At 52.5% G+C, this 18,892-nt stretch carries 17 protein-coding genes and 2 tRNA genes; 6 read left to right on the top strand and 13 right to left on the bottom strand.

What is annotated here, in order from left to right:
• Positions 1–95: 95 nt before the first annotated feature.
• On the bottom strand, positions 96–2,744 hold the full coding sequence (locus tag H6G13_RS07075; protein ID WP_190482444.1) for a HAMP domain-containing sensor histidine kinase: 2,649 nt from the start codon (positions 2,742–2,744) through the stop codon (positions 96–98).
• Between the two features lie 359 nt (positions 2,745–3,103).
• On the opposite strand from H6G13_RS07075, the gene H6G13_RS07080 reads away from it, so the two are divergent.
• The 3 genes from H6G13_RS07080 to kaiC all read left to right on the top strand — a co-directional run bounded on the left by H6G13_RS07080 (position 3,104) and on the right by kaiC (position 6,088).
• On the top strand, positions 3,104–4,000 hold the full coding sequence (locus H6G13_RS07080; RefSeq protein ID WP_190482445.1) for a circadian clock protein KaiA: 897 nt from the start codon (positions 3,104–3,106) through the stop codon (positions 3,998–4,000).
• 59 nt (positions 4,001–4,059) lie between these two features.
• Entirely contained in the window at positions 4,060–4,374 is a 315-nt protein-coding gene (kaiB, locus tag H6G13_RS07085; RefSeq protein ID WP_190482446.1) for a circadian clock protein KaiB, read from the top strand.
• A gap of 157 nt (positions 4,375–4,531) precedes the next feature.
• Positions 4,532–6,088: a circadian clock protein KaiC gene (gene kaiC, locus H6G13_RS07090; protein ID WP_190482447.1), complete on the top strand. Its 1,557-nt coding sequence runs from the start codon at positions 4,532–4,534 to the stop codon at positions 6,086–6,088.
• Between the two features lie 30 nt (positions 6,089–6,118).
• On the opposite strand, the gene H6G13_RS07095 is transcribed toward kaiC, so the two are convergent.
• Positions 6,119–6,319, bottom strand: coding sequence for a hypothetical protein (locus H6G13_RS07095; protein ID WP_190482919.1), 201 nt, complete (start codon positions 6,317–6,319; stop codon positions 6,119–6,121).
• A gap of 97 nt (positions 6,320–6,416) precedes the next feature.
• On the opposite strand from H6G13_RS07095, the gene H6G13_RS07100 reads away from it, so the two are divergent.
• Complete coding sequence (locus H6G13_RS07100; protein ID WP_190482448.1) at positions 6,417–6,806, top strand: MAPEG family protein; 390 nt, start codon at positions 6,417–6,419, stop codon at positions 6,804–6,806.
• 84 nt (positions 6,807–6,890) lie between these two features.
• Here H6G13_RS07100 and H6G13_RS07105 read toward each other — a convergent pair whose 3' ends face one another.
• The 5 genes from H6G13_RS07105 to H6G13_RS07125 all read right to left on the bottom strand — a co-directional run bounded on the left by H6G13_RS07105 (position 6,891) and on the right by H6G13_RS07125 (position 13,677).
• A complete protein-coding gene (locus tag H6G13_RS07105) occupies positions 6,891–8,813 on the bottom strand; it encodes an ABC transporter ATP-binding protein (RefSeq protein WP_190482449.1) in 1,923 nt (640 codons plus the stop codon).
• A gap of 206 nt (positions 8,814–9,019) precedes the next feature.
• A complete protein-coding gene (locus H6G13_RS07110) occupies positions 9,020–10,153 on the bottom strand; it encodes a class I SAM-dependent methyltransferase (protein WP_190482450.1) in 1,134 nt (377 codons plus the stop codon).
• 410 nt (positions 10,154–10,563) lie between these two features.
• A complete protein-coding gene (locus tag H6G13_RS07115; protein ID WP_190482451.1) occupies positions 10,564–11,355 on the bottom strand; it encodes an acyl-CoA desaturase in 792 nt (263 codons plus the stop codon).
• A 394-nt stretch (positions 11,356–11,749) separates the two neighbouring features.
• Positions 11,750–12,394, bottom strand: a complete 645-nt coding sequence (gene hisG / locus H6G13_RS07120; RefSeq protein ID WP_190482452.1) for an ATP phosphoribosyltransferase — start codon at positions 12,392–12,394, stop codon at positions 11,750–11,752.
• Positions 12,395–12,453: 59 nt separating this feature from the next.
• Positions 12,454–13,677: an aminotransferase class I/II-fold pyridoxal phosphate-dependent enzyme gene (locus H6G13_RS07125; protein ID WP_190482453.1), complete on the bottom strand. Its 1,224-nt coding sequence runs from the start codon at positions 13,675–13,677 to the stop codon at positions 12,454–12,456.
• 92 nt (positions 13,678–13,769) lie between these two features.
• Between H6G13_RS07125 and H6G13_RS07130 the strand changes: the two genes are divergently transcribed.
• Positions 13,770–14,597: a fatty acid desaturase gene (locus tag H6G13_RS07130; protein ID WP_190482454.1), complete on the top strand. Its 828-nt coding sequence runs from the start codon at positions 13,770–13,772 to the stop codon at positions 14,595–14,597.
• Between the two features lie 180 nt (positions 14,598–14,777).
• Here the strand turns inward: H6G13_RS07130 and H6G13_RS07135 are convergent, their stop codons facing one another.
• The 3 genes from H6G13_RS07135 to H6G13_RS07145 all read right to left on the bottom strand — a co-directional run bounded on the left by H6G13_RS07135 (position 14,778) and on the right by H6G13_RS07145 (position 16,737).
• Positions 14,778–16,031, bottom strand: coding sequence for a glutamate-5-semialdehyde dehydrogenase (locus H6G13_RS07135; RefSeq protein WP_190482455.1), 1,254 nt, complete (start codon positions 16,029–16,031; stop codon positions 14,778–14,780).
• A 4-nt stretch (positions 16,032–16,035) separates the two neighbouring features.
• On the bottom strand, positions 16,036–16,446 hold the full coding sequence (locus tag H6G13_RS07140) for a hypothetical protein (protein ID WP_190482456.1): 411 nt from the start codon (positions 16,444–16,446) through the stop codon (positions 16,036–16,038).
• A 219-nt stretch (positions 16,447–16,665) separates the two neighbouring features.
• A tRNA-Gly gene (locus H6G13_RS07145) sits at positions 16,666–16,737 on the bottom strand.
• A gap of 309 nt (positions 16,738–17,046) precedes the next feature.
• Between H6G13_RS07145 and H6G13_RS07150 the strand changes: the two genes are divergently transcribed.
• On the top strand, positions 17,047–17,634 hold the full coding sequence (locus H6G13_RS07150) for a hypothetical protein (protein WP_190482457.1): 588 nt from the start codon (positions 17,047–17,049) through the stop codon (positions 17,632–17,634).
• Between the two features lie 165 nt (positions 17,635–17,799).
• Here the strand turns inward: H6G13_RS07150 and H6G13_RS07155 are convergent.
• From H6G13_RS07155 to psbZ, 3 genes are all read right to left on the bottom strand, one after another.
• Positions 17,800–17,871 (bottom strand) — tRNA-Gly (locus tag H6G13_RS07155).
• 86 nt (positions 17,872–17,957) lie between these two features.
• Entirely contained in the window at positions 17,958–18,563 is a 606-nt protein-coding gene (gene ribH / locus H6G13_RS07160) for a 6,7-dimethyl-8-ribityllumazine synthase (protein WP_190482458.1), read from the bottom strand.
• Positions 18,564–18,576: 13 nt separating this feature from the next.
• Entirely contained in the window at positions 18,577–18,765 is a 189-nt protein-coding gene (psbZ, locus tag H6G13_RS07165; protein ID WP_190482459.1) for a photosystem II reaction center protein PsbZ, read from the bottom strand.
• Positions 18,766–18,892 lie beyond the last annotated feature (127 nt).

Below are 18,892 nucleotides of genomic sequence, written 5' to 3' on the forward strand. Positions count from 1 at the left end.
CTTCCTTAACGTTTGTATTCCCCTCCAGGCGATTAATCTATGCAGTGGGCTGAGCGACTTACTGAGTCCCCTGACAAACTGCGCCCATCGTTAGCTCATTGGGCGGTAGCAGCAGCAGAGATAGTCTTCATTAGCAAAGCCGCTGCCTTATCAGAGCCTAGGGACAACGCCTCTAGGCAGGGAAAGACTGAGAGCTGAGTCCATTGGCAGGCAGCCTGGGTTAAAGCTGGGGTTAGAGTGACTAGAGGGCGGTTTCTCAAGCTAGGCAGTTGGGCCAAACGGGTCAAATAGAGATCGGCATCTGTGATTGAAGGATCGAGCAGCACCACATGAGGCTTCCAAACCCGACAAAGGACTTCCGCCTGAACTAGATCGTCCACCTCCAGCACCCGGCAGGGGAAGTCATGGAGCCAGCCGCTCAGAGACCAAGGGGGATGGGTTGTGGGTTTGGCAGAGGGCATTTCACTCAGGTGTAGGATCGTGAGCCTAGGCGGTGTCGTCCAGACCGGGGAGGCTGGAGCGGAAGACAACAGGGCCTGCAGGTACGGCAGCAGCTGATCTGGCAGATGCTGCAGGCTGAGGTGGCGGCGGCTGGTCACCCCAGATCCGGCTGAAGCGGCCATCGAGCTTAGAAACACGGGAGGACCGTGGCCCAACGGCGGCACCTTCTCCCAATCTTGCGCCGGGAACGATTCTGAATGAATTAGAACCAGAGCAGGGGTTAGGCGGCGAGCTTTGTCTAGCAGTTCGGGGTAGGAACGTGCGATCGCAAGTCGATAGGGGGTTTCTTGCAGCAGGTCAGCAACCGTTTCAATGATATTGACCTCGGTGCAGACCAGCAGCAGCAGCTCAGTAGTCGGAGTTGTCTGTTGGGATATTGGAGATACTGGCTGCAGTTCCTCTGAGGCCTGGGAGCTGGGCTGCTCCTGCTCACCAGGGGGCAGCAGCAGGGTAAAGCGACTGTCTTGGTTAGGAGAAGATATAAAAGTGATATCGCCCCCGTGGAGGCGCACCAAATGCCAGGTCAAAATCAGGCTCAGCTCGGTACGTCCGGCAGGGGGTGAACTGTCCTCGGCAGGTTCATAGCGATCTCGAAATAGCTGCCCCTGCAGAGCCGGTGGTAGGCCCTCTCCCCTGCCCCAAACGGTCAGAGCTACCCAGTTACCCCAACTTTCTACCTGCAGGCCCCAGTCTGTTTGATCGTCGATATGGCTCAGCGTGTAGTTGGCTAGGTGCTGCAGCATCTGCCGCAGCCGCAATGGGTCTGCCACGATGATCGCCAGGCCAGGTTCAACGCTCCAGCTAAAGTGTTTCTCCCGGTCAATGACAGGGGCTGCCGCTGCGGGTACCGGGGTCTGAATTGAGCGTAGGATTTGGGGACCCAGTTCTTGTAGAGAAATAGCGGTTGGAAACAGCGTTAGCTGACCACAGTCGAGGCGAAACCAGTCCAGCAGCTGATTAACTGTAGAGACGAGCTGCCGCGTTGTTTGATTTAGCAGCCGAGCGTAGCGAGTCTGGCGGGGATTGAGGGTGCCTAGGCGGGGGTCTTGCAGCAGCGTAGACAGGCCCAGAAGAGAGGTTAGGGGAGACTTAAGCTCATGGTTGAGTTCAAGCAGCCAGGTGTCTTTGGGTTTGGGTAAGGGCAGCTCTGGCAAAGGCTGGGGGGAGGGGGAAGGTTGATCAGAGGACTGCGGCTGAAGCGCGGGACCCGCACGGGCGGGTAGGGCCAGCACTAGCCAGAGATCGGGCACACCTGGCTCTGTGAGGAGAGTGGTCTGGGTGACGGTTTGCTCCTCAGTGGCCGCTTTCTGAAGCAGGGTGTCGATCCACTGGGAAACCGGCAGAGTATTGGATGACGGCTCTTTGGAACCGCTACGCAGAGGAACTCGGATCAGCTGCCAGGCCAAGGTTCCTGGACGAGGCTCTAAATTTGAGGGGGCTGCTATGTCAGCTATTTGGGGCACCTGCCCAATCTCTGCTCGATCTCCCATCTGACTGGCGCTAGCCAGGGTCAACAGCGGCTGCAAAGAGTGAATGGAGCTTTCAAAGGCGCTTTTTAGGGGCTGCCAGTGGGCTACGCTCAGATCGGTAAAGACCTGTTCAGTCCAGATTCGGTTACAGAATACAGTCTCACCCTCGGCTGCCTGCAGCATGAGGGGTAAGGGAATTTGTTCGATCAGGGTATACAGAGGCGTTTGAAACTGCAGGCTGTTTCTGAGCGCGTCAGAAATAGGGCTTTTGGGGACGGTCTGAGGCGAGTCTTGGAGACCTGCTGGCAGATTGGGTTGGGTTGCATAGAGCCCAGGAAGAGATCGCTCAGAGGTCAGGAGTGGCAGCAGCCGATTCCAGTCGAGCATGCCTAGGTAAACTCGCTGGCTGCCGATCACGGCCCAAGGCAGGTTTGCAGAGCCTACTATTTCTGATAGTTCTTGCTCCAGAGGCTGCTCGGCCAAAATCAGACGAACCGGCTCTATCCACTCAAGCCGATGGCTCAAGCACAAGATCTGAGCATCGTCTCCAGCAGGGTCACCAGAGCCCACTCCATTAAGAGGCTCTGAGACGGCCATGAGGTACCCCAGCAACTGACTAGCCCTAACGATGCCCAGAGGCTGGTGGTCTGGGGTCAAAACCATAGCGTAACTGTGGCCACCTCTCCCCAAGGCTTCGGCTACGGCCCTTAAAGGGTCGCTAGGGCTGCAGAGCGGCACCTGAAGCAAAAATTGGGACGGGAAGGGCAAAGCCATAGGCTAAGTAAGATCAGGTCGCAGAATTTAGGTAAGCACAGTCTGAATTGTATGCATGAACCTCTATCAAAGGGCCGCCCCACTTGGCCTATAGGGACTCAGTGTGATTTTTTGTGGTGAGGCTGGTGCGATCGCAACCCACCTTCCAAAATAGCTTTCAAAATAGAGACAGCCGTTCGGAGATACCCCTACAGTCAAAAATCTGTTTCAGAACGCTCGCTGCCGCCCGTAGGCTCTTACAATTGGTTAGTTTATTAAAACTTCTTTAAATTATATCTTCAGACCAGTAGACAGCACTTCTTCATATAGAAGCGGCTCTTGTTCTTTCTGTCCACCTGCATTGTGACTCGTTCAACGCTTTGCTCTCAAATCTGCTGATCAACCTCTACATCACCTCAGACAAGGTCCGCCATCTCCTAGAGCCCACCTTGGAGAAGAGTGCATACACCGCCCAATGGCATACCACCGAGCGAGACTTCTTCGCCTGGACCCGCGCTAACCACCAATGCACTGACTGTTTGATCTTGCAGAGCACCGATCAGCTTACCTTGATTTTGAGCCAGCTCAAGCGTCAAGACATTCTGCTGCCGACAATTGTAGTTGCGTCAGAACTCGATCCTCAAATCCTGAGAGAGAATGAAAAAGGTCGACCTGCCGTTCCCTTGCAGGAGCAGTGTAGCCAGGCTGCTGCTGACTACCATTCCGCCATAACCTGCCTTACCTGGAAAGACCTAGGAGAGTTAGAGCGGCATATCCATCAGTCAATTGACCAATTCCTGAAGCTGCCTTCAACCTTGCCAGTCAGTGAGTTGCTGGCCTCAGATGAGAGCGCTCAAACCCTGAGTCTACGGGCTCAACAGCAGCGACTAACCCAGAAACTAAAGGAGCGGCTGGGCTATTTAGGGGTCTATTACAAGCGCAATCCCGATCATTTTCTACGCAGTATGAGTCAGGCCGAACGAGAAGCATTTCTCAACCAACTTCGAACTGGCTACCGGGGTATCATCCTTAACTACTTCTCAAACGACGCAGGCCTTAACCAAGAAATCGACGACTTCGTTAATATTGCTTTTCTAGCCGATGTATCGGTGTCTCAGATTGTCGAAATTCACATGGAACTGATGGATCAATTTTCCAATCAGCTCAAGCTAGAAGGGCGCAGCGAGGAAATTCTGCTGGACTACCGCCTAACTTTAATTGACGTGATTGCTCATCTGTGTGAAATGTATCGTCGTTCTATCCCCAGAGAACCGTAAAGGGCTCAACTCAGACTTACAATCAACCTTGTTCTGCCCAAAAAGATTCCCCTATTGCCATGAGCTCAGTCAAAAAAACTTACATCCTCAAGCTCTATGTGGCGGGTAACACCCCCAACTCCATTCGCGCGCTAAAAACCCTCAACAACATCCTTGAGCAAGAGTTTCAAGGCGTCTACGCCCTCAAAGTGATTGACGTCCTAAAAAATCCTCAGCTTGCTGAAGAAGACAAAATCCTAGCGACGCCAACCCTCTCCAAGATTCTGCCGCCGCCTGTACGCAAGATTATCGGTGATCTGTCAGATCGAGAAAGGGTGCTGATTGGTCTAGATCTTCTCTACGATGAATTGCGAGAAGACGAAGTCTTCAGCTAACGCTCAAAACGAGGTCACAGCCGAAAGATCGGCGCGATTACAGGGTATGCTTAATGCTCGGTGCCGCTTTTCAGGTCAACTCCCGATACTCTTCAGGCTGGCACTCTTCTTCAGGATAAAAAACGGCGCTTTATAAGATAAATCCTGTTTTAGAAATATGGCTCAATCCGCTCTTAGCGAAAATCAAAGTCCCCTAAAGCCTCTAGGGGTACAAAAAATCTGCACCATGATCGAAGGCTTTGACGACATCAGTCATGGCGGTTTGCCGATTGGTCGAGCGACTCTGGTCAGCGGCACGTCTGGAACCGGCAAGACTCTGTTTGCGGTGCAGTTTCTCTACAACGGCATTACCCGCTTTGATGAGGCTGGGGTCTTCGTTACCTTTGAAGAGTCTCCCGAAGACATCGTTAAAAACGCTTTTAGCTTTGGCTGGGATCTGCAGAGCCTGATCGACGAAGGTAAGCTTTTCATTCTAGATGCCTCCCCCGATCCTGAAGGTCAAGACGTAGTCGGCAACTTTGATCTCTCAGCCCTAATCGAGCGAATTCAGTACGCTATTCGCAAGTACAAAGCCCAGCGAGTTTCGATTGACTCGGTAACGGCGGTCTTCCAGCAGTACGATGCCGCGTCTGTGGTGCGCCGAGAAATCTTCCGCCTGGTCGCTCGGCTAAAGCAGATGGGCGTGACCACCGTTATGACCACTGAGCGAGTAGATGAATACGGCCCAGTAGCCCGCTACGGTGTCGAGGAATTTGTCTCTGACAACGTGGTAATTAACCGCAACGTGCTCGACGGGGAACGCCGCCGCCGCACGATGGAAATTCTCAAGCTGCGCGGCACCACCCACATGAAAGGGGAATATCCCTTCACCATCACTAACGAGGGAATCAACATCTTCCCCCTGGGGGCTATGCGCCTCACTCAACGATCTTCCAATGCCCGTGTGTCTTCGGGGGTAACAACGCTGGACGAGATGTGCGGCGGCGGCTTCTTCAAAGACTCCATTATTTTGGCCACTGGCGCGACCGGTACCGGCAAGACGCTGCTGGTCAGCAAATTTCTAGAGGATGGCTGCAGGACTGGTGAGCGGGCGATTCTCTTTGCCTACGAAGAATCTCGCGCTCAGCTCTCGCGCAACGCCTATTCTTGGGGCATCGATTTTGAGGAGATGGAGCGGGAGGGGCTGCTCAAGATTATCTGTGCTTACCCAGAATCTGCTGGCCTAGAAGATCACCTGCAGATTATCAAAAATGAGATCTCCCAGTTCAAGCCCTCGCGCATGGCGATTGACTCGCTGTCGGCCCTAGATCGGGGAGTGAGCAATACCTCTTTCCGTCAGTTTGTGATTGGCGTGACGGGCTTTGCCAAGCAGGAGGAGATCACCGGATTTTTTACCAACACGACTGAGCAGTTTATGGGGCTGCACTCGATCACCGAGTCGCATATCTCCACGATTACCGACACCATTTTGATGCTCCAGTACGTAGAGGTGCGGGGCCAGATGTCGCGGGCCATTAACGTCTTTAAGATGCGGGGTTCTTGGCACGACAAGGGCATCCGTGAGTACACCATCAGCAGCCACGGCCCCGAGATCAAAGATTCCTTCCGCAACCTGGAACGCATTATCAGCGGCTCACCCACCCGGATTGCAGTAGACGAGAAGAGCGAACTGTCCCGGATTGTCAAAGGGGTACAGGGAGACGAGATAACGTAAGAGAGAAGCCTTGTTAGGGGGCCTCGTGGATTAGCCGTCGGGAAACTGCCAGCAGGCAATGTATTCGACCTGGGTACTGCCGCACTCGCAGGGGACGCCTTCGCTTGAGTCGACCCACTCGCGATCGCACTTGCGACAGTGGCAAAAGATGTTGTTGAGGTTAGCCTGGGCTAGCCCAAACTGCCAGCGCTGCAGTTCCTCTGGGGAGAACTGTGAGGGAGAGTCAGACATCATCAGGAGTACGTTTTGGGACTGACTTGTGTTGGGTCAGAAGCTTCTTTATCGTAGAACTGATCCCCAATACTAAATCCCCGATTAGGAGCACTTTATGACGGTTGATCTCGTCTGCCTGCTGATTTTAGCGCTCTGGTCAATTCCGCTGAATCACATTCCGGCCATTGCTCGGGTCACGCAATCTAATGTGGCTTGGGGCATGGGCAACCGAGAAACCTCTCCTAAGGTACCTGCCTGGGTAGAGCGAGCCGATCGGGCCCAGCGCAATCACCATGACAATTTGGCGATGATTGCAGCGGTTATTTTAACGGCTGCGGTGGCGGGGCAGGCAGATAGGGTCACTGCGATCGCATCGATTGTCGTGGTGGTCATGCGCCTGCTGCATAGCCTGACCTATATGCTGGGGGTTATTGGGTTGCGATCGCTAGTTTACTTTGCAGCCTTAGGGGCACTTCTGGTAATCGTTTGGCGGACTTTGACATAGAAGCCGTTCCCGATTCCCGAAGATAGAACCTCTGCTGGGAGCGCAGGGGCTTACGCTCAAACCCACACTGACACAGCAAATCCCCTACTGTCCCAACATTTGCAGCCGATAAAGGCTGGCATAAAGCCCTTGCTGGTCGAGCAGTTCTTCATGGCTGCCCTGCTCGACCAACTCCCCGTGCTTCAGCACCAGAATGCGGTCTACGTTTCGGATGGTCGAGAGTCGGTGGGCAATGATAATGGCAGTGCGGCCTACCAGCAGGCGCTCCAGAGCTTCCTGAATCAGGGCTTCGGTGCCGACATCAAGGTTAGCGGTGGCTTCGTCGAGCACTAAAATGCCGGGATCGCGGATAGCGGCGCGGGCAAAGGCAAGGAGCTGTTTCTGGCCACCCGAAAGGTTAGTGCCGCGCTCACGCAGTTCGGTGTCGTAGCCCTGGGGCAGCTGGTCGATAAACCGAGCAATGTTGGTGCGCTCTGCAGCTTCGACCACCGCCTCAATCGGGTAGTTTTCGCCCAGGGTGATGTTGCTTTTGACGTCGCCCGCAAAGAGAAATCCATCCTGCAAAATTACGGCCATGCGCCGTCTTAGCTCTGACTGGGGCAGGTCGCGAATATCTACACCATCGAGCAAAATGCTGCCCTGATTGATGTCGTAGAGACGGCACAGTAGTCGAATGATGGAGCTTTTGCCAGCCCCCGTGGGGCCAACCAGCGCCACCTTTTCGCCTGGACGAATGGTGAAGTGCAGGTCTTTGAGAACGTACTCGTCAGTTTTGTAGCCAAACCAGACATGGTCAAAACGAATTTCAGAGGCTTTGACTGGCGACGCTTCTAGCGTTTCGACTTGATGGGCTACAGCTGGGTTGACCGCATGACTAGCAGCCATGGCTTCAGCAATGGCGTTCAGCCGCGCTGGATTTTGCACGTCTAGCTCAGAGATGGGAACTGGCCGTTCCGGATCTCGAATCTCAATGGGCACATTGAATAGGTCAGTAATTCGCTCAACAGCGGTAAAACCGGCCTGAATCGCAGTGAACTTATCAGCAAACTGGCGCAGCGGATCGAAAAGACGCTGGGCAAAGAGAATAAAGGTAGCTAGCGTGCCAAAGGTCAGGGCCTCCTGCATCACTAGGTAGCCGCCTAACCAGAGCACACCTGCGATCGCAACTAGAGAAATCCACTCCAGCGTTGACGACACCGCCGAATCGTGAAAAATTGTCTTGTCAACCGCCTCAATGTAATTTTGGTTAGTCGCCCGAAACAGTTCGCCGTTAAAGCGTTCCCGCCGAAATAGCTGCACCACGTTGAGGCCAGAAATGTTTTCCTGCAGCATGGCATTGAGCTCGGAGAGCTGCTCCCGCGCCTTATAGTTGGCCTTACGGTACTGCTGCTGGAAGTAAATAATCAGCCAAGTCACCGGCAGCAGCAGTCCCAGCAGCATCAAAGCGAGCTGCCACTGCATACTAAACATAACGACCAGCAGCACCAAGATCGAAAACAGGTCGCTGAGAATGCCAACAGCTCCGGTAGAAAAAACGTCGCCCAAAGCATCCACATCACTGGTGAGGCGAGTGATTAGCTTGCCTACCGGAGTGCGGTCAAAAAAGCGTACTGCCAGCGAGGCGACGTGACCAAACAGATCATTGCGAATATCTGCCGTAATGTACTGCCCGGCCCTTTGCACCAAAAAACTCTGCCAGCCATCTAGCACCAGCCGCACAGCCACAGTGACTAGCAGCAGCGCAATCAGCAGATTCAGTCCTCCCTGCAGAGTCTGCCCCTGCAAAAACCGATTCACTGGCTCCTGCCGAATCAGCGAGATCGCCTGCCCAATCAGCACCGGCTGCAGTGCGTTAGCCAGAGATAGCGGCAGCAGCAGCAGCAAAGGCAGCAGCAGCATCCGTCGATTCCTGCGGATGTAGGGCCAGAGCTTGAGAAACAGCCGCCAGTCACTGCTAGAACGGCGCTGGCTAGAGGAAGTTTTAGGAGAAAGAGTCGCGGGAGTCATAGGAAAGGAGGGTACTGGGGTAGGTGCAAACTCGTTGATGCATGTTCACGCGTGCGCACCACGCCTGATGCTGTACCAAAATCGGCCAGCGCATACAGGTTTAAGTCAATTAATCCAATCAACTGCTACTGTAACGCGACGACTACCCAATCATGAACCCAGGCCCCAACTAGTTCTAGTTGGGGCCACACCTTCCCTAGCAACTGCTAAGCATGCACCATGAGGAACTGGCCATTACCGTTGATCTCGCCATCACAAGTGGCAAAGCTGGTACATAACCAGATGAGATAAAACCGCCAAATACGGCGAAACTTCTCGAAGTCAATGCCGTAGTCTAAGTCCTTAATTTCCTCATAGCTATCGTCAAAATTCTGTAGCCAGGCAGCCATAGTTTTATGGTAGTTAATGCCGTTGAGATACCACCGTTTTATTGTTTTCAGATCTTTGTTAATACTCGGAGGCGTATCAAAACTCCAGTAGCGCCCGTGCGGAAATATGTACTTGTGGGTATAAGCGCTAGAGACGTTGTTGGGGGTCCGCACCGTAATAATGTGCAGGAAGAATTTTCCGCCCGGCTTGAGAAGAGTAGCCACCTTCTTAAAGGCATGGGTTAAATTTCCTACATGGCAAAAGACGCCCACTGAAAGCACCTTATCAAAAGATTCCTTCAACTCAACCTGGTTAATGTCTCCTTCAACTAACGTAAAGCGCCCCGAACTGAGATAGCTCTTTGGGTCCTGCATCTTGTGGCGCATGTAGTCGCACTGCTCATGGCTAAGATTAACCCCGGTAAATCTAACGTTAGGAAACTTAGACATGACATAGTTAGGGATGCATCCCCAACCACAGCCAAAATCTAAGACATTGTCTCCATCTTGAATATCCAGCTTCTCAATCAAGTCATCAATCATCTGCATTTGAGCCTGCTCGAGATTAGCTGCTCCCTTTTCCCACAGCGCCATGCTGTATTTGGGGTAAATTACGTCCCAGTTTCCTAGCATTTGATTAAGCATTGCCTGAGGGCGGTCGTAATGAACCTTCATCAGGTCGTTTGCCCCTTCCGCTACATTCTCGGTTTCGTGTAGAACCCATTCATAGGGCGCAAGCAGTGCGGGGAAGTTTTTAAACAAAGTAGATAGAGACGTGTGGAAAATAGCTTTCAACGCCGGATCGGGAATCTCCAGACCGTTGATGTAAGACTCTCCCAGGGCCATCTGCAGCCCGTTAACAATACCTACAGCTCCACGAGTCGCCATGTAAGCCAGGGAGCTCTTTGTATTAATGTCGCCAATAATTGGAATATGTCGCTGGATACCTTGATCGACAGAAGTGCTTGTCATAACAAATCTCCAGATCCTTTAGGGGTAAGGATTTAGTAGCAGACTAACACGGTAAAAAAGTCCTTAATATTCCTTAAAAACGGCTAAACTCCCCGTAAATTCACCTTTTGAACCAGTTCTTAAATACCGCCTTTATTCCTTAAAATATGATTAAAAATTTGGGCTATTAGCAGCTGCTTTGGTTTTTCAACCAGGACTCCGGCGCAGGCAGACGCAATAGACAGGGATTTAAGCAAGGTTGCTAGAGACTAATGATGCCTCAATTAATATCTAGCCCCTAAACACAGCAAGAGATGGCCTTTTCAAGCCATCTCTTGCTGTACGAACACTACAGCAGAGCTTAACCTCCGCTCGTTCTAAGGAGATCTTGGTCGCTACCAAAGCAACTCATGAGGCTGCTCAAGGCAGCGCTAAGCTTTCTGAAGTGCGCCAGTCTCACTGGCAGCCTGCAGGAGTTCTACCTCAGAAGGAAGCTTAAGATCAGACGCTAAATTCAGTTTTTCTAGAAGAAGAATAAACCAGTAGGTAGGGTCTGGTAAATACACTACTTTGCCGTCTCTCACGGAAAATCCATGACGAGCTGACCACTGAAAAGCGTGATGCAGATTGTGCCAGCCCTCACCCAATGTAGCAACTGCAACAAACCAGTTGTTTCGGCTCTGGTCAGTTGTTACAAAGGGTTGTTCGCCAACAATATGAGCCAGGGAATTAACTAGAGCAACACCATGAAAAAGGATTGTAGTGCTTAGGAAAAAAGCTCCTAAGAACTCAAGTCCACCTATCCAAAATGAAACGGCTCCTAGAAGAAGTAGCGGAACAAAGTGAAAGCGATCTATCAGCTTTAAACCCCAATCTGCTTCGACATCAGCAGGTAAGCTATGGGGCATAGAATCACCTGTCAAAAGCCAGCCAAACTGAGCCCAAAGAAAGCCTCTAAGTCCTGTATAGGGTGTATAGGGGGAGTGGCGATCGCCCGCCATATCAGAATGATTATGATGCCCCTGAATATGATGCCCTTTCCACCAATTAGGCCCCATTTGACCGGCAGAAGATGCAATGAAGCTGCCCACCCACTTCACAACTGCCGGTGCTTGGTAGGACTTGTGAATAATTAGTCGATGGTAGATACCTGTAATGCCAAGCATTCTGACTACGTAGAGCATGAACCCCCAGAGGAGGGCCTGCCAAGATAGACCTGTCATGAGAGGAAGCAGAGCTCCCAAATGAAATATCACGACTTGAAGAGGCCCTAGATTGTAACTTAAAACTAATAGCCGAGGATACTTGTTTGCCACCATTAGAAGCAGAGATTAAGCTCGTGAATTACTCTTGGTTATTCTAAGGGCGTCTTAATATAATTGCCCTGCTACAGATTTCGAGCAGCTCAAATTATATTGGGCTACGCCAAGCACAAAAGCCACGCAAAATTACGGCCTAGTTTTCTGGCCCATCTGATATTGAAATAGCCTCTATCTAATGGGAGAGATTTGCAAATTTTGGCAAAAGGATTTGGCTATCAAGTTCTTGCAAAAAACTCCTCAGTTTCGCTGGTGAGGCTGAGCTCGGTGATTTCAACAAAAGTAGTTAAGCCACTTTTTAAGCAGGCACGTTAACCTGCTGACGCAGCTTTTCAATAATGTCGTTTAGCCCATCGGCGTTAATGCGGTAGCTGAGGGGGTGGGCAATCAGCCGGGCAGTGCTTTGGTAGAGAATCTCTAGCTCCATCAAGTTATTTTCCCGGAGAGTCTTGCCGGTGGAAACCAAATCAACGATCGCTTCAGACATGCCCGTAATCGGCCCCAATTCTACCGAACCGTAGAGGGGCACAATTTCTACCGGCAGATCCAAACTTTGAAAGTACTCACGGGCACAGTGGACAAACTTGGAGGCTACCCGACTATGGGGAGCTAAGTCTAACGCCGAACGGTAGGAGCTGCTAGCCTTGACAGCTACAGACATGCGGCAGCCGCCAAAGCCTAAATCAGCTAGGTTCGCCACATTAGGCTGCTTTTCCCGCAGCACGTCGTAGCCCACAATGCCGAGCTGGGCTTGGCCATATTCCACATAAACAGGCACATCCTGAGCCCTGACTAGCAGCGCATTAGCCTGGCCTGTGGGGTCAGCGATCTGAAGCTGGCGGTTGGCTTTGTCCTTAAACAAACTAAAGTCTAGGCCCACGGATTGAAACAAACGAATACTGTCGTCTAATAGTGCCCCTTTGGGCAGTGCAATGGTTAGCATGGGGTCCTCTCAACCGGCCTTCGTCATCTTATCAAGCGATGTCCTGTTTACTGGGCCAGTTACTGGGCGGGGCCAATGGCGGCAACGGCAGCTTCTAATGCGATCGCAACATGGCTCCAATGAGTACCGCCCTGGCAGTAGACGATGTAAGGCTCTCGCAGGGGGCCATCGGCAGACAACTCAGAGGTGCTACCATCAATGAAAGTACCGCCTGCCATCACCAGCTCACTCTCGTACCCCGGCATTCCCGCTGGTACTGGTTCTACATAGGAGTCTATGGGAGAGTGTCGCTGCACCGCCTTACAAAAGGCAACTAGCTTTTTTGGTGTGCCCAGCCGTACGGCTTGAATTACGTCCCGCTGAGGTGCGTCCATCGGAGGATTGACGGCATAGCCCAAATCATGGAAGGTAGAGGCAATCAAATAGTTGCCCTTCATGGCCTCTCCGACCATCTGAGGCGCTAGGAAGAAACCTTGGAAAAACAGTCGGTTCTGATTTAGCGTAGCGCCGCCGCTGCTGCCAATGCCAGGGGCAGTTAAACGGCAAGTAGCGGCCTCTACCAGATCGGCCCGTCCGGCCACATAGCCACCCGTTGTCGCAATTGTGCCGCCAGGGTTTTTAATCAGCGATCCGGCTATAAGATCGGCTCCTACCGCTGTTGGTTCGCGATCTTCTACAAATTCTCCGTAGCAGTTGTCTACAAAGCAGACGGTATCAGGATTTTGCTGCTTCACCAAAGCCACAATTTTTTCAATCTCGGCAATTGTCAGGCTAGGCCGCCAACTATAGCCACAGGATCGCTGGATCAGCACCAGCCGGGTGTCAGGACGTACAGCAGTTGCCAGCGCGGCCCAGTCTATCGTACCGGTGGCGGTCAGCTCCAACTGGCGATAGCGAATGCCAAACTCCTTGAGCGATCCTTGCCCTGTCTCCCGCAGGCCGATGACTTCTTCCATAGTGTCGTAAGGAGCCCCGGCTACGGCCAGCATCTCATCGCCGGGTCGCAGCACGCCAAAGAGAGCACATGCGATCGCATGCGTACCCGAGACAAACTGCACCCTTACCGCTGCAGCCTCGGCCTCCATAACCGCCGCAAACACCTGATCGAGCGTCTGCCGCCCCAAGTCACCATGCCCGTAGCCCGAAACCCCCGAGAAATGGTGGCTACCGACCCGAAACTGGCGAAAAGCCGCCAGCACCCGCTCCAAATTTTTCTTGACCTGGAGGTCAATTCCATAAAAAATCTGAGATAGTGTCTGTTCTGATAAATTAAGTGTTTTCAATTTTTACAATGGATTAAGTTTCGCCGCCTTAAAGCGCGGACTTTATTGTCGCGCGAAACTTGCTTTCCCTGTCCACAAACTGAGATTTTTACATGACTGTTGCTACTGCTGCTCGCCCCGCGATTAACTGGCCGACCTCCATCTTTATGGTGGCAGTTCACGCTGGGGCACTATTTGCTTTGCTCCCCAGCAACTTCAGGTGGTCGGCCGTTGGCGTTGCGCTGTTTCTCCACTGGTTCACCGGCTGCCTCGGTATTACCCTAGGATGGCATCGCCTGATTGCCCACCGTAGTTTTCAGGTGCCCAAATGGCTAGAATACTTTTTCGTCTTCTGCGGTAGCCTAGCCTGCCAGCATGGGCCAATTGAGTGGATCGGGCTCCACCGACATCACCACACCCACTCTGATCAGCCCAGCGACCACCATGATTCCAACAAAGGGTTCTGGTGGAGTCACATGGGTTGGCTGTTGAGAGAGGTTCCGGCCCAAGAAGAAATTGACCGTTATGTCCGAGACATTGCCACCGATCCGGTCTACCTTTTCTTTAATAAATACTTTTTTCCTCTACAGGTGGTTTTGGGGGTTCTGCTCTATGCTCTGGGAGGTTGGCCCTTCGTCGTTTGGGGCATTTTTGTTCGCCTAGTTGTGGTCTATCACTGCACTTGGCTGGTCAACAGCGCTACCCATAAGTTTGGCTACCGCAGCTACCAAACCGAGGACAAGTCCACTAACTGCTGGTGGGTAGCTGTCGTCACCTATGGTGAAGGTTGGCACAACAACCACCACGCCTTCCAGTACTCAGCCCGACACGGCCTTAAATGGTGGGAAATCGACATGACCTGGATGGTCATTAATTTTCTGCAAATGGTTGGCCTAGCCCGCAAAGTGAAGCTGGTGGATAGCGCCGAGGCTTCAGCTTAAGAAAAGGCAAAGGGTAGGAAGAGGGGCATAAGGGGGAGCCGTAAGGGGTTCTCAGCCTCTGACTGCCTCCCTTACCTACCCAAAGACTTGCTCAATCAGACAAACTAAGTGGGTCTAGAGACTGCCAAGGCTGGTTTCTAGACCCACTTAGTTTTTGCAGTAGTCAACTGAAAAGCCCGGTTAAATGCCTTGAATGACGTGCTTAACGGTCATCAGCGCTTCTAGGCCAATAAAGCCGCTGCCCCGCCAGCGTTGGGAGGTCATGCCGAGGGAAATAGCCGATGCCTGAGTTGGGTTGCGGGAAAAGCGGGGAGAAGCATTGATATAAACCGCTGCGCTCTGCACCGCCTGGGTAAACCTATAAGCCTCCCGGTAAGATTCTGTAGCTAGGCAGTCAGCATGGCCGCTGCTGTGGCGGTTGATCAGGGCAGCAGCGGTTTCCAAGCTGTCTACTCGGCGCAGCGCCACCATCTTTTCTAAGTAGGACTGGTCCCACTCGGCACTGTCTAGAGGCAATAGATCGGGCAGGGTATCCAGCAGAGCGTTATCGCCCCGCAACTCAAAGCCCTGCTCCCAAAGCTGGCGGCAAAGCTGAGCAACTGATGCAGGACTGTGGCTTTCGTGAATCAGAACTTTTTCAATCGCGTTAACGGCGTCGGGCTCGCCTCGATGGCTGTCTAAAATAAGCTTAAAGACCGTCTCCAATTCCCCCGAAGCGGCCCAGTACAGATAGCAGTTGCCCATCGCCGTGGGCAAAACAGAAATAGTCGCCTGCCGCAACACTTGCTGAATCAGGGAGGGGCGGCCGTAAGGAATAATCAGGTCAACCCCTTCAGATTGAACCAGCTGAGTACGGGCCGCATCGCCCTGATCAGACGACAGCGAGAGAATGCAGTCTTCGGGTAGGTTGACCCGATCCAATGCTCGGTGCAGAATCTGGGTGATAGCCTGATTGCTCTGGCTAGCCTCATTGCCGCCTTTCAAGATTAGGCCATTGCCGGTTCGTACACAAAGCCCAGCTGCGATCGCAGTTAGCTCTGGAAATGCTTCGTAAACCAGGCCAATCACTCCCAGCGGCACAACCTGCCCATAGCCCGTAGCTGACTGGTTCATGCGCCTCAAGGGCTGCTGAGCCAACACTCGCGGATCGCCCAGCGAGCTTAGCCGCCGCAGGATTTTAGCGGTGGTTTGAATGCGCTCTGGGGTGAGCTTTAGCCAGTCCAGAACCCGCTCCGGCACAGCCATCTCCAGACTGGCTTCCAGATCAAGCGTGTTGGCCTCTAGCACCTCATCTTGGTTTTTCTCCAGCTCACTGGCCATCACCTCTAACAGGTGGCTTTGGCTGACAGCACCCGACTCGAAAAGTTTCCGAGAAGCTTGCCGGACCTGGTAGATTGCGTAAGTTAAGTCAGAAGAAGATCCAGTCAGGGTCATGATGTTAGCGCCGGGAAGCTAACCAAAACATAAATACTAGCAGCAGAGACACGATCAACGCTGCCAGCAGGCGCACTGCCATCTGTGCGCCTGCTGGCGTTTGAAGCGTCGCCAGCAGCAGCAACAGCACCATCAGTCCAAAGAGAACCACCATCATCAGGGGCACATAACTGGTGCTCAAGACAGAGCGGTCAAGCCGCCACTGTTGACCTGTCCAGCGCCAAGCCCGTTTGTAGGGATAGTGGCTAGAAAGCTGTTCCAAAACGTAACCGTCGTCACGAACAACAAAAATCTGCTGGCAGCGATCGCAACCAAAAGCCTCCGTTAAAGCAATCGGCACAATCCGCCCCCGCCGCCGACAAGGGCAGGGATAATCAGCATTCAGGTCAATCTTTTGACTCTTGTGAGAGCGCACGGCAGCCCAAACGAAATAGGAACGGAGGCTATTCAGCCATGTTCACACATTAGCTAATGCCAACGGGGAAAACAAGGCAACCTTGTGAAGGAAAACCAAGATGCACAAAGGCTTTTGATGAAGCTTGTAGAACAATATATACCGCAAGAGGGGTGACCCTCGAAGGGTTCGAGCGGGTTAGCTCCTTTAACGAGTCACCTTTAAATCAGCCTTTTAAAAAGCGGGTAACGCGATTCGAACGCGCGACATTCACCTTGGCAAGGTGACGCTCTACCACTGAGCTATACCCGCATGGCGTTTAGCTGAGAAACCTCACTAAACACGCTTTGAAGCCGTTTGCTTCATCTGCATTACGTATCATAGCACCTCACAGCGCAATTTTTTAAGCAGCAATACAACCCTTTAACGCCTAATTTTTTCTAGAGGGATTCTTAAATGTATAAGTGACGCCTTGAAATGCTCGAAAGACCTGTGATAGTACTTGTCTCACGTCTTCAGCCCAACCAAGTCTGAAAAACGCCCCTGAATTACCAGTGGGCCCTTGCCGGACAAGCAGACCGTTTCTGGAAAACGCATCCCTCTGGTGGAACTGCAATTGCTATGACAACCGAAAGACTGCATATGGCAATCAAAAATTTCGACAACATGAATCAGATGGTTGAGCGGTACACCCGTCTCTGTCGGGCCTATGTGAAACTCTCCGAACAGTTCCATCAACTCGACATAGAGCACATGAAGCTAAAGGGGAACATGGTGCCCCTGCTTAAAGCTGTCAAGGTGTACAAAAATCAAAATACCCAGCTAGAGCAGCAAAACCAAGAGCTGCAGCAGACGCTGGTCGCCGCCGACAGCCTTCACCGCTCGGAGGTGCAAAATCTAGTTGCTACTTATGAGGAACAGTTACAAAGCCTAAAAAACCAAATCGATGAGCTTAAAGCTCTCGAATGGTTCACTACAGAAGACGCCCATAGAGATCTAGCCGAGGCAGAGCAGCAGATCGCCTTAGACGAGGAAACCTTTCAAGAAATCGCGCAAGACGCTCTCCCTGACCTAACTGAGGATGAAAAGGCTTTGCTGGTAGAGTATCACGCAAACCCCGCTAACTTCGTCGTGCAAGGTCTTGAGCCTATCCTCTTAGAGCAAAGCACCGCCAACGGCCGCCCTTCCCTCGAGACTTCCCGCTGGTAGATCGAGCAGCGGTAGAAAATTTGGGGTCAGGCAGATGAACGTTCCTCTGCAGCTTTGACCCCTGCGACTTTACCCCTGCGGCTTTGGGGTCGGTGGCCCTAGGGCGGTCACTGCCCACCACTCGAAGCCGATTTAAGACTTGGCTCAGCTTTAGGTCAATTCAAAAGCGGGTAACGCGATTCGAACGCGCGACATTCACCTTGGCAAGGTGACGCTCTACCACTGAGCTATACCCGCAGGGCTGACTGACTTAATTGCCAGTTTCCACTGTTTTTAGTGTTACAAAAAGTGCTCCTAATGTCAACACCCCCACATGTAGGGGATTAGCCAGGAGACTGGGATGACGGAGCGACAGCCGCAGTTTGATCCCCAGGCGCAAGTGCCCCCGAGACGTTAGCCGACAGCGCCTGGGCAGCGTTGGGCAGGCTGTTAGACGAAGCAGATCCAGGCATACTGCGAATCTGCCGCATCAGGCTACCCATTTCAAGGGCACTCATGGCATAGTCCCAGCCATGGTTACCCTTGATCCCAGCTCGTTCTAGAGCCTGCTGCATGTTGTCTGTAGTCAGCACCCCAAAGATAATCGGGACGCCTGTCTGAAAGCCTGCTGCCGCAATCCCTTTAGAGACTTCTGCCGAGACATAGTCGAAGTGGGGCGTGCTGCCCCGGATCACGGCTCCCAGGCAAACAATAGCGTCGTAGCGACCAGTCAGGGCCAGCTGACGGGCCACTAGGGGTATCTCAAAACTGCCGGGAACCCAGGCATAGTCTACCTGGGAGCCGTAGGGGTCGATATCGACGCCATGGCGCTTCAGGCAGTCCTGGCACGCTTCCACAAGCTTCCCGGTTACGAGATCGTTGAATCGACCAATCACCAGAGCAAACCGCAGCGGTTCTCCAGCAGTGAAGGTGCCTTCAAAAACAGCCATAGAGTTTTAAGACCTAGACCACAAAATAATTTAAGCCGCCTACTAAAACTACCAGCACACCCCAAAGGATAGAGCCCAGCAGGATCAGCCGCTTAGACTGGTCCCAGTTTTGGGGAGAAGCATAGGCGACCGGCACATACACAACCAGAGCGAAAGACAGCAAAACCAGGGCAAACATGGCAATCTGAAACAGGATCAGCATTGTTTTCTCTCTCCAACACAGCAGGGATCGGGGGAAAATAATGGCCCTCTAATGACTACTCTCTAAAGAGCCATTCATCACTTTCCTGCCTAGTACGCTATCAGAAATCTGTCCCCTTGCGAAAGTC

It is taken from the genome of Pseudanabaena sp. FACHB-2040 (genome assembly GCF_014696715.1).
Taxonomy (GTDB): domain Bacteria; phylum Cyanobacteriota; class Cyanobacteriia; order Phormidesmidales; family Phormidesmidaceae; genus JACVSF01.

Bases quoted from the DNA above. Each gene is read 5' to 3' on its own strand.
- H6G13_RS07075 (WP_190482444.1), bottom strand. From the start codon at position 2,744: ATGGCTTTGCCCTTCCCGTCCCAATTTTTGCTTCAGGTGCCGCTCTGC.
- kaiB (WP_190482446.1), top strand. From the start codon at position 4,060: ATGAGCTCAGTCAAAAAAACTTACATCCTCAAGCTCTATGTGGCGGGT.
- kaiC (WP_190482447.1), top strand. From the start codon at position 4,532: ATGGCTCAATCCGCTCTTAGCGAAAATCAAAGTCCCCTAAAGCCTCTA.
- H6G13_RS07095 (WP_190482919.1), bottom strand. From the start codon at position 6,319: ATGTCTGACTCTCCCTCACAGTTCTCCCCAGAGGAACTGCAGCGCTGG.
- H6G13_RS07100 (WP_190482448.1), top strand. From the start codon at position 6,417: ATGACGGTTGATCTCGTCTGCCTGCTGATTTTAGCGCTCTGGTCAATT.
- H6G13_RS07105 (WP_190482449.1), bottom strand. From the start codon at position 8,813: ATGACTCCCGCGACTCTTTCTCCTAAAACTTCCTCTAGCCAGCGCCGT.
- H6G13_RS07110 (WP_190482450.1), bottom strand. From the start codon at position 10,153: ATGACAAGCACTTCTGTCGATCAAGGTATCCAGCGACATATTCCAATT.
- H6G13_RS07115 (WP_190482451.1), bottom strand. From the start codon at position 11,355: ATGACAGGTCTATCTTGGCAGGCCCTCCTCTGGGGGTTCATGCTCTAC.
- hisG (WP_190482452.1), bottom strand. From the start codon at position 12,394: ATGCTAACCATTGCACTGCCCAAAGGGGCACTATTAGACGACAGTATT.
- H6G13_RS07130 (WP_190482454.1), top strand. From the start codon at position 13,770: ATGACTGTTGCTACTGCTGCTCGCCCCGCGATTAACTGGCCGACCTCC.
- H6G13_RS07135 (WP_190482455.1), bottom strand. From the start codon at position 16,031: ATGACCCTGACTGGATCTTCTTCTGACTTAACTTACGCAATCTACCAG.
- H6G13_RS07150 (WP_190482457.1), top strand. From the start codon at position 17,047: ATGACAACCGAAAGACTGCATATGGCAATCAAAAATTTCGACAACATG.
- ribH (WP_190482458.1), bottom strand. From the start codon at position 18,563: ATGGCTGTTTTTGAAGGCACCTTCACTGCTGGAGAACCGCTGCGGTTT.
- psbZ (WP_190482459.1), bottom strand. From the start codon at position 18,765: ATGCTGATCCTGTTTCAGATTGCCATGTTTGCCCTGGTTTTGCTGTCT.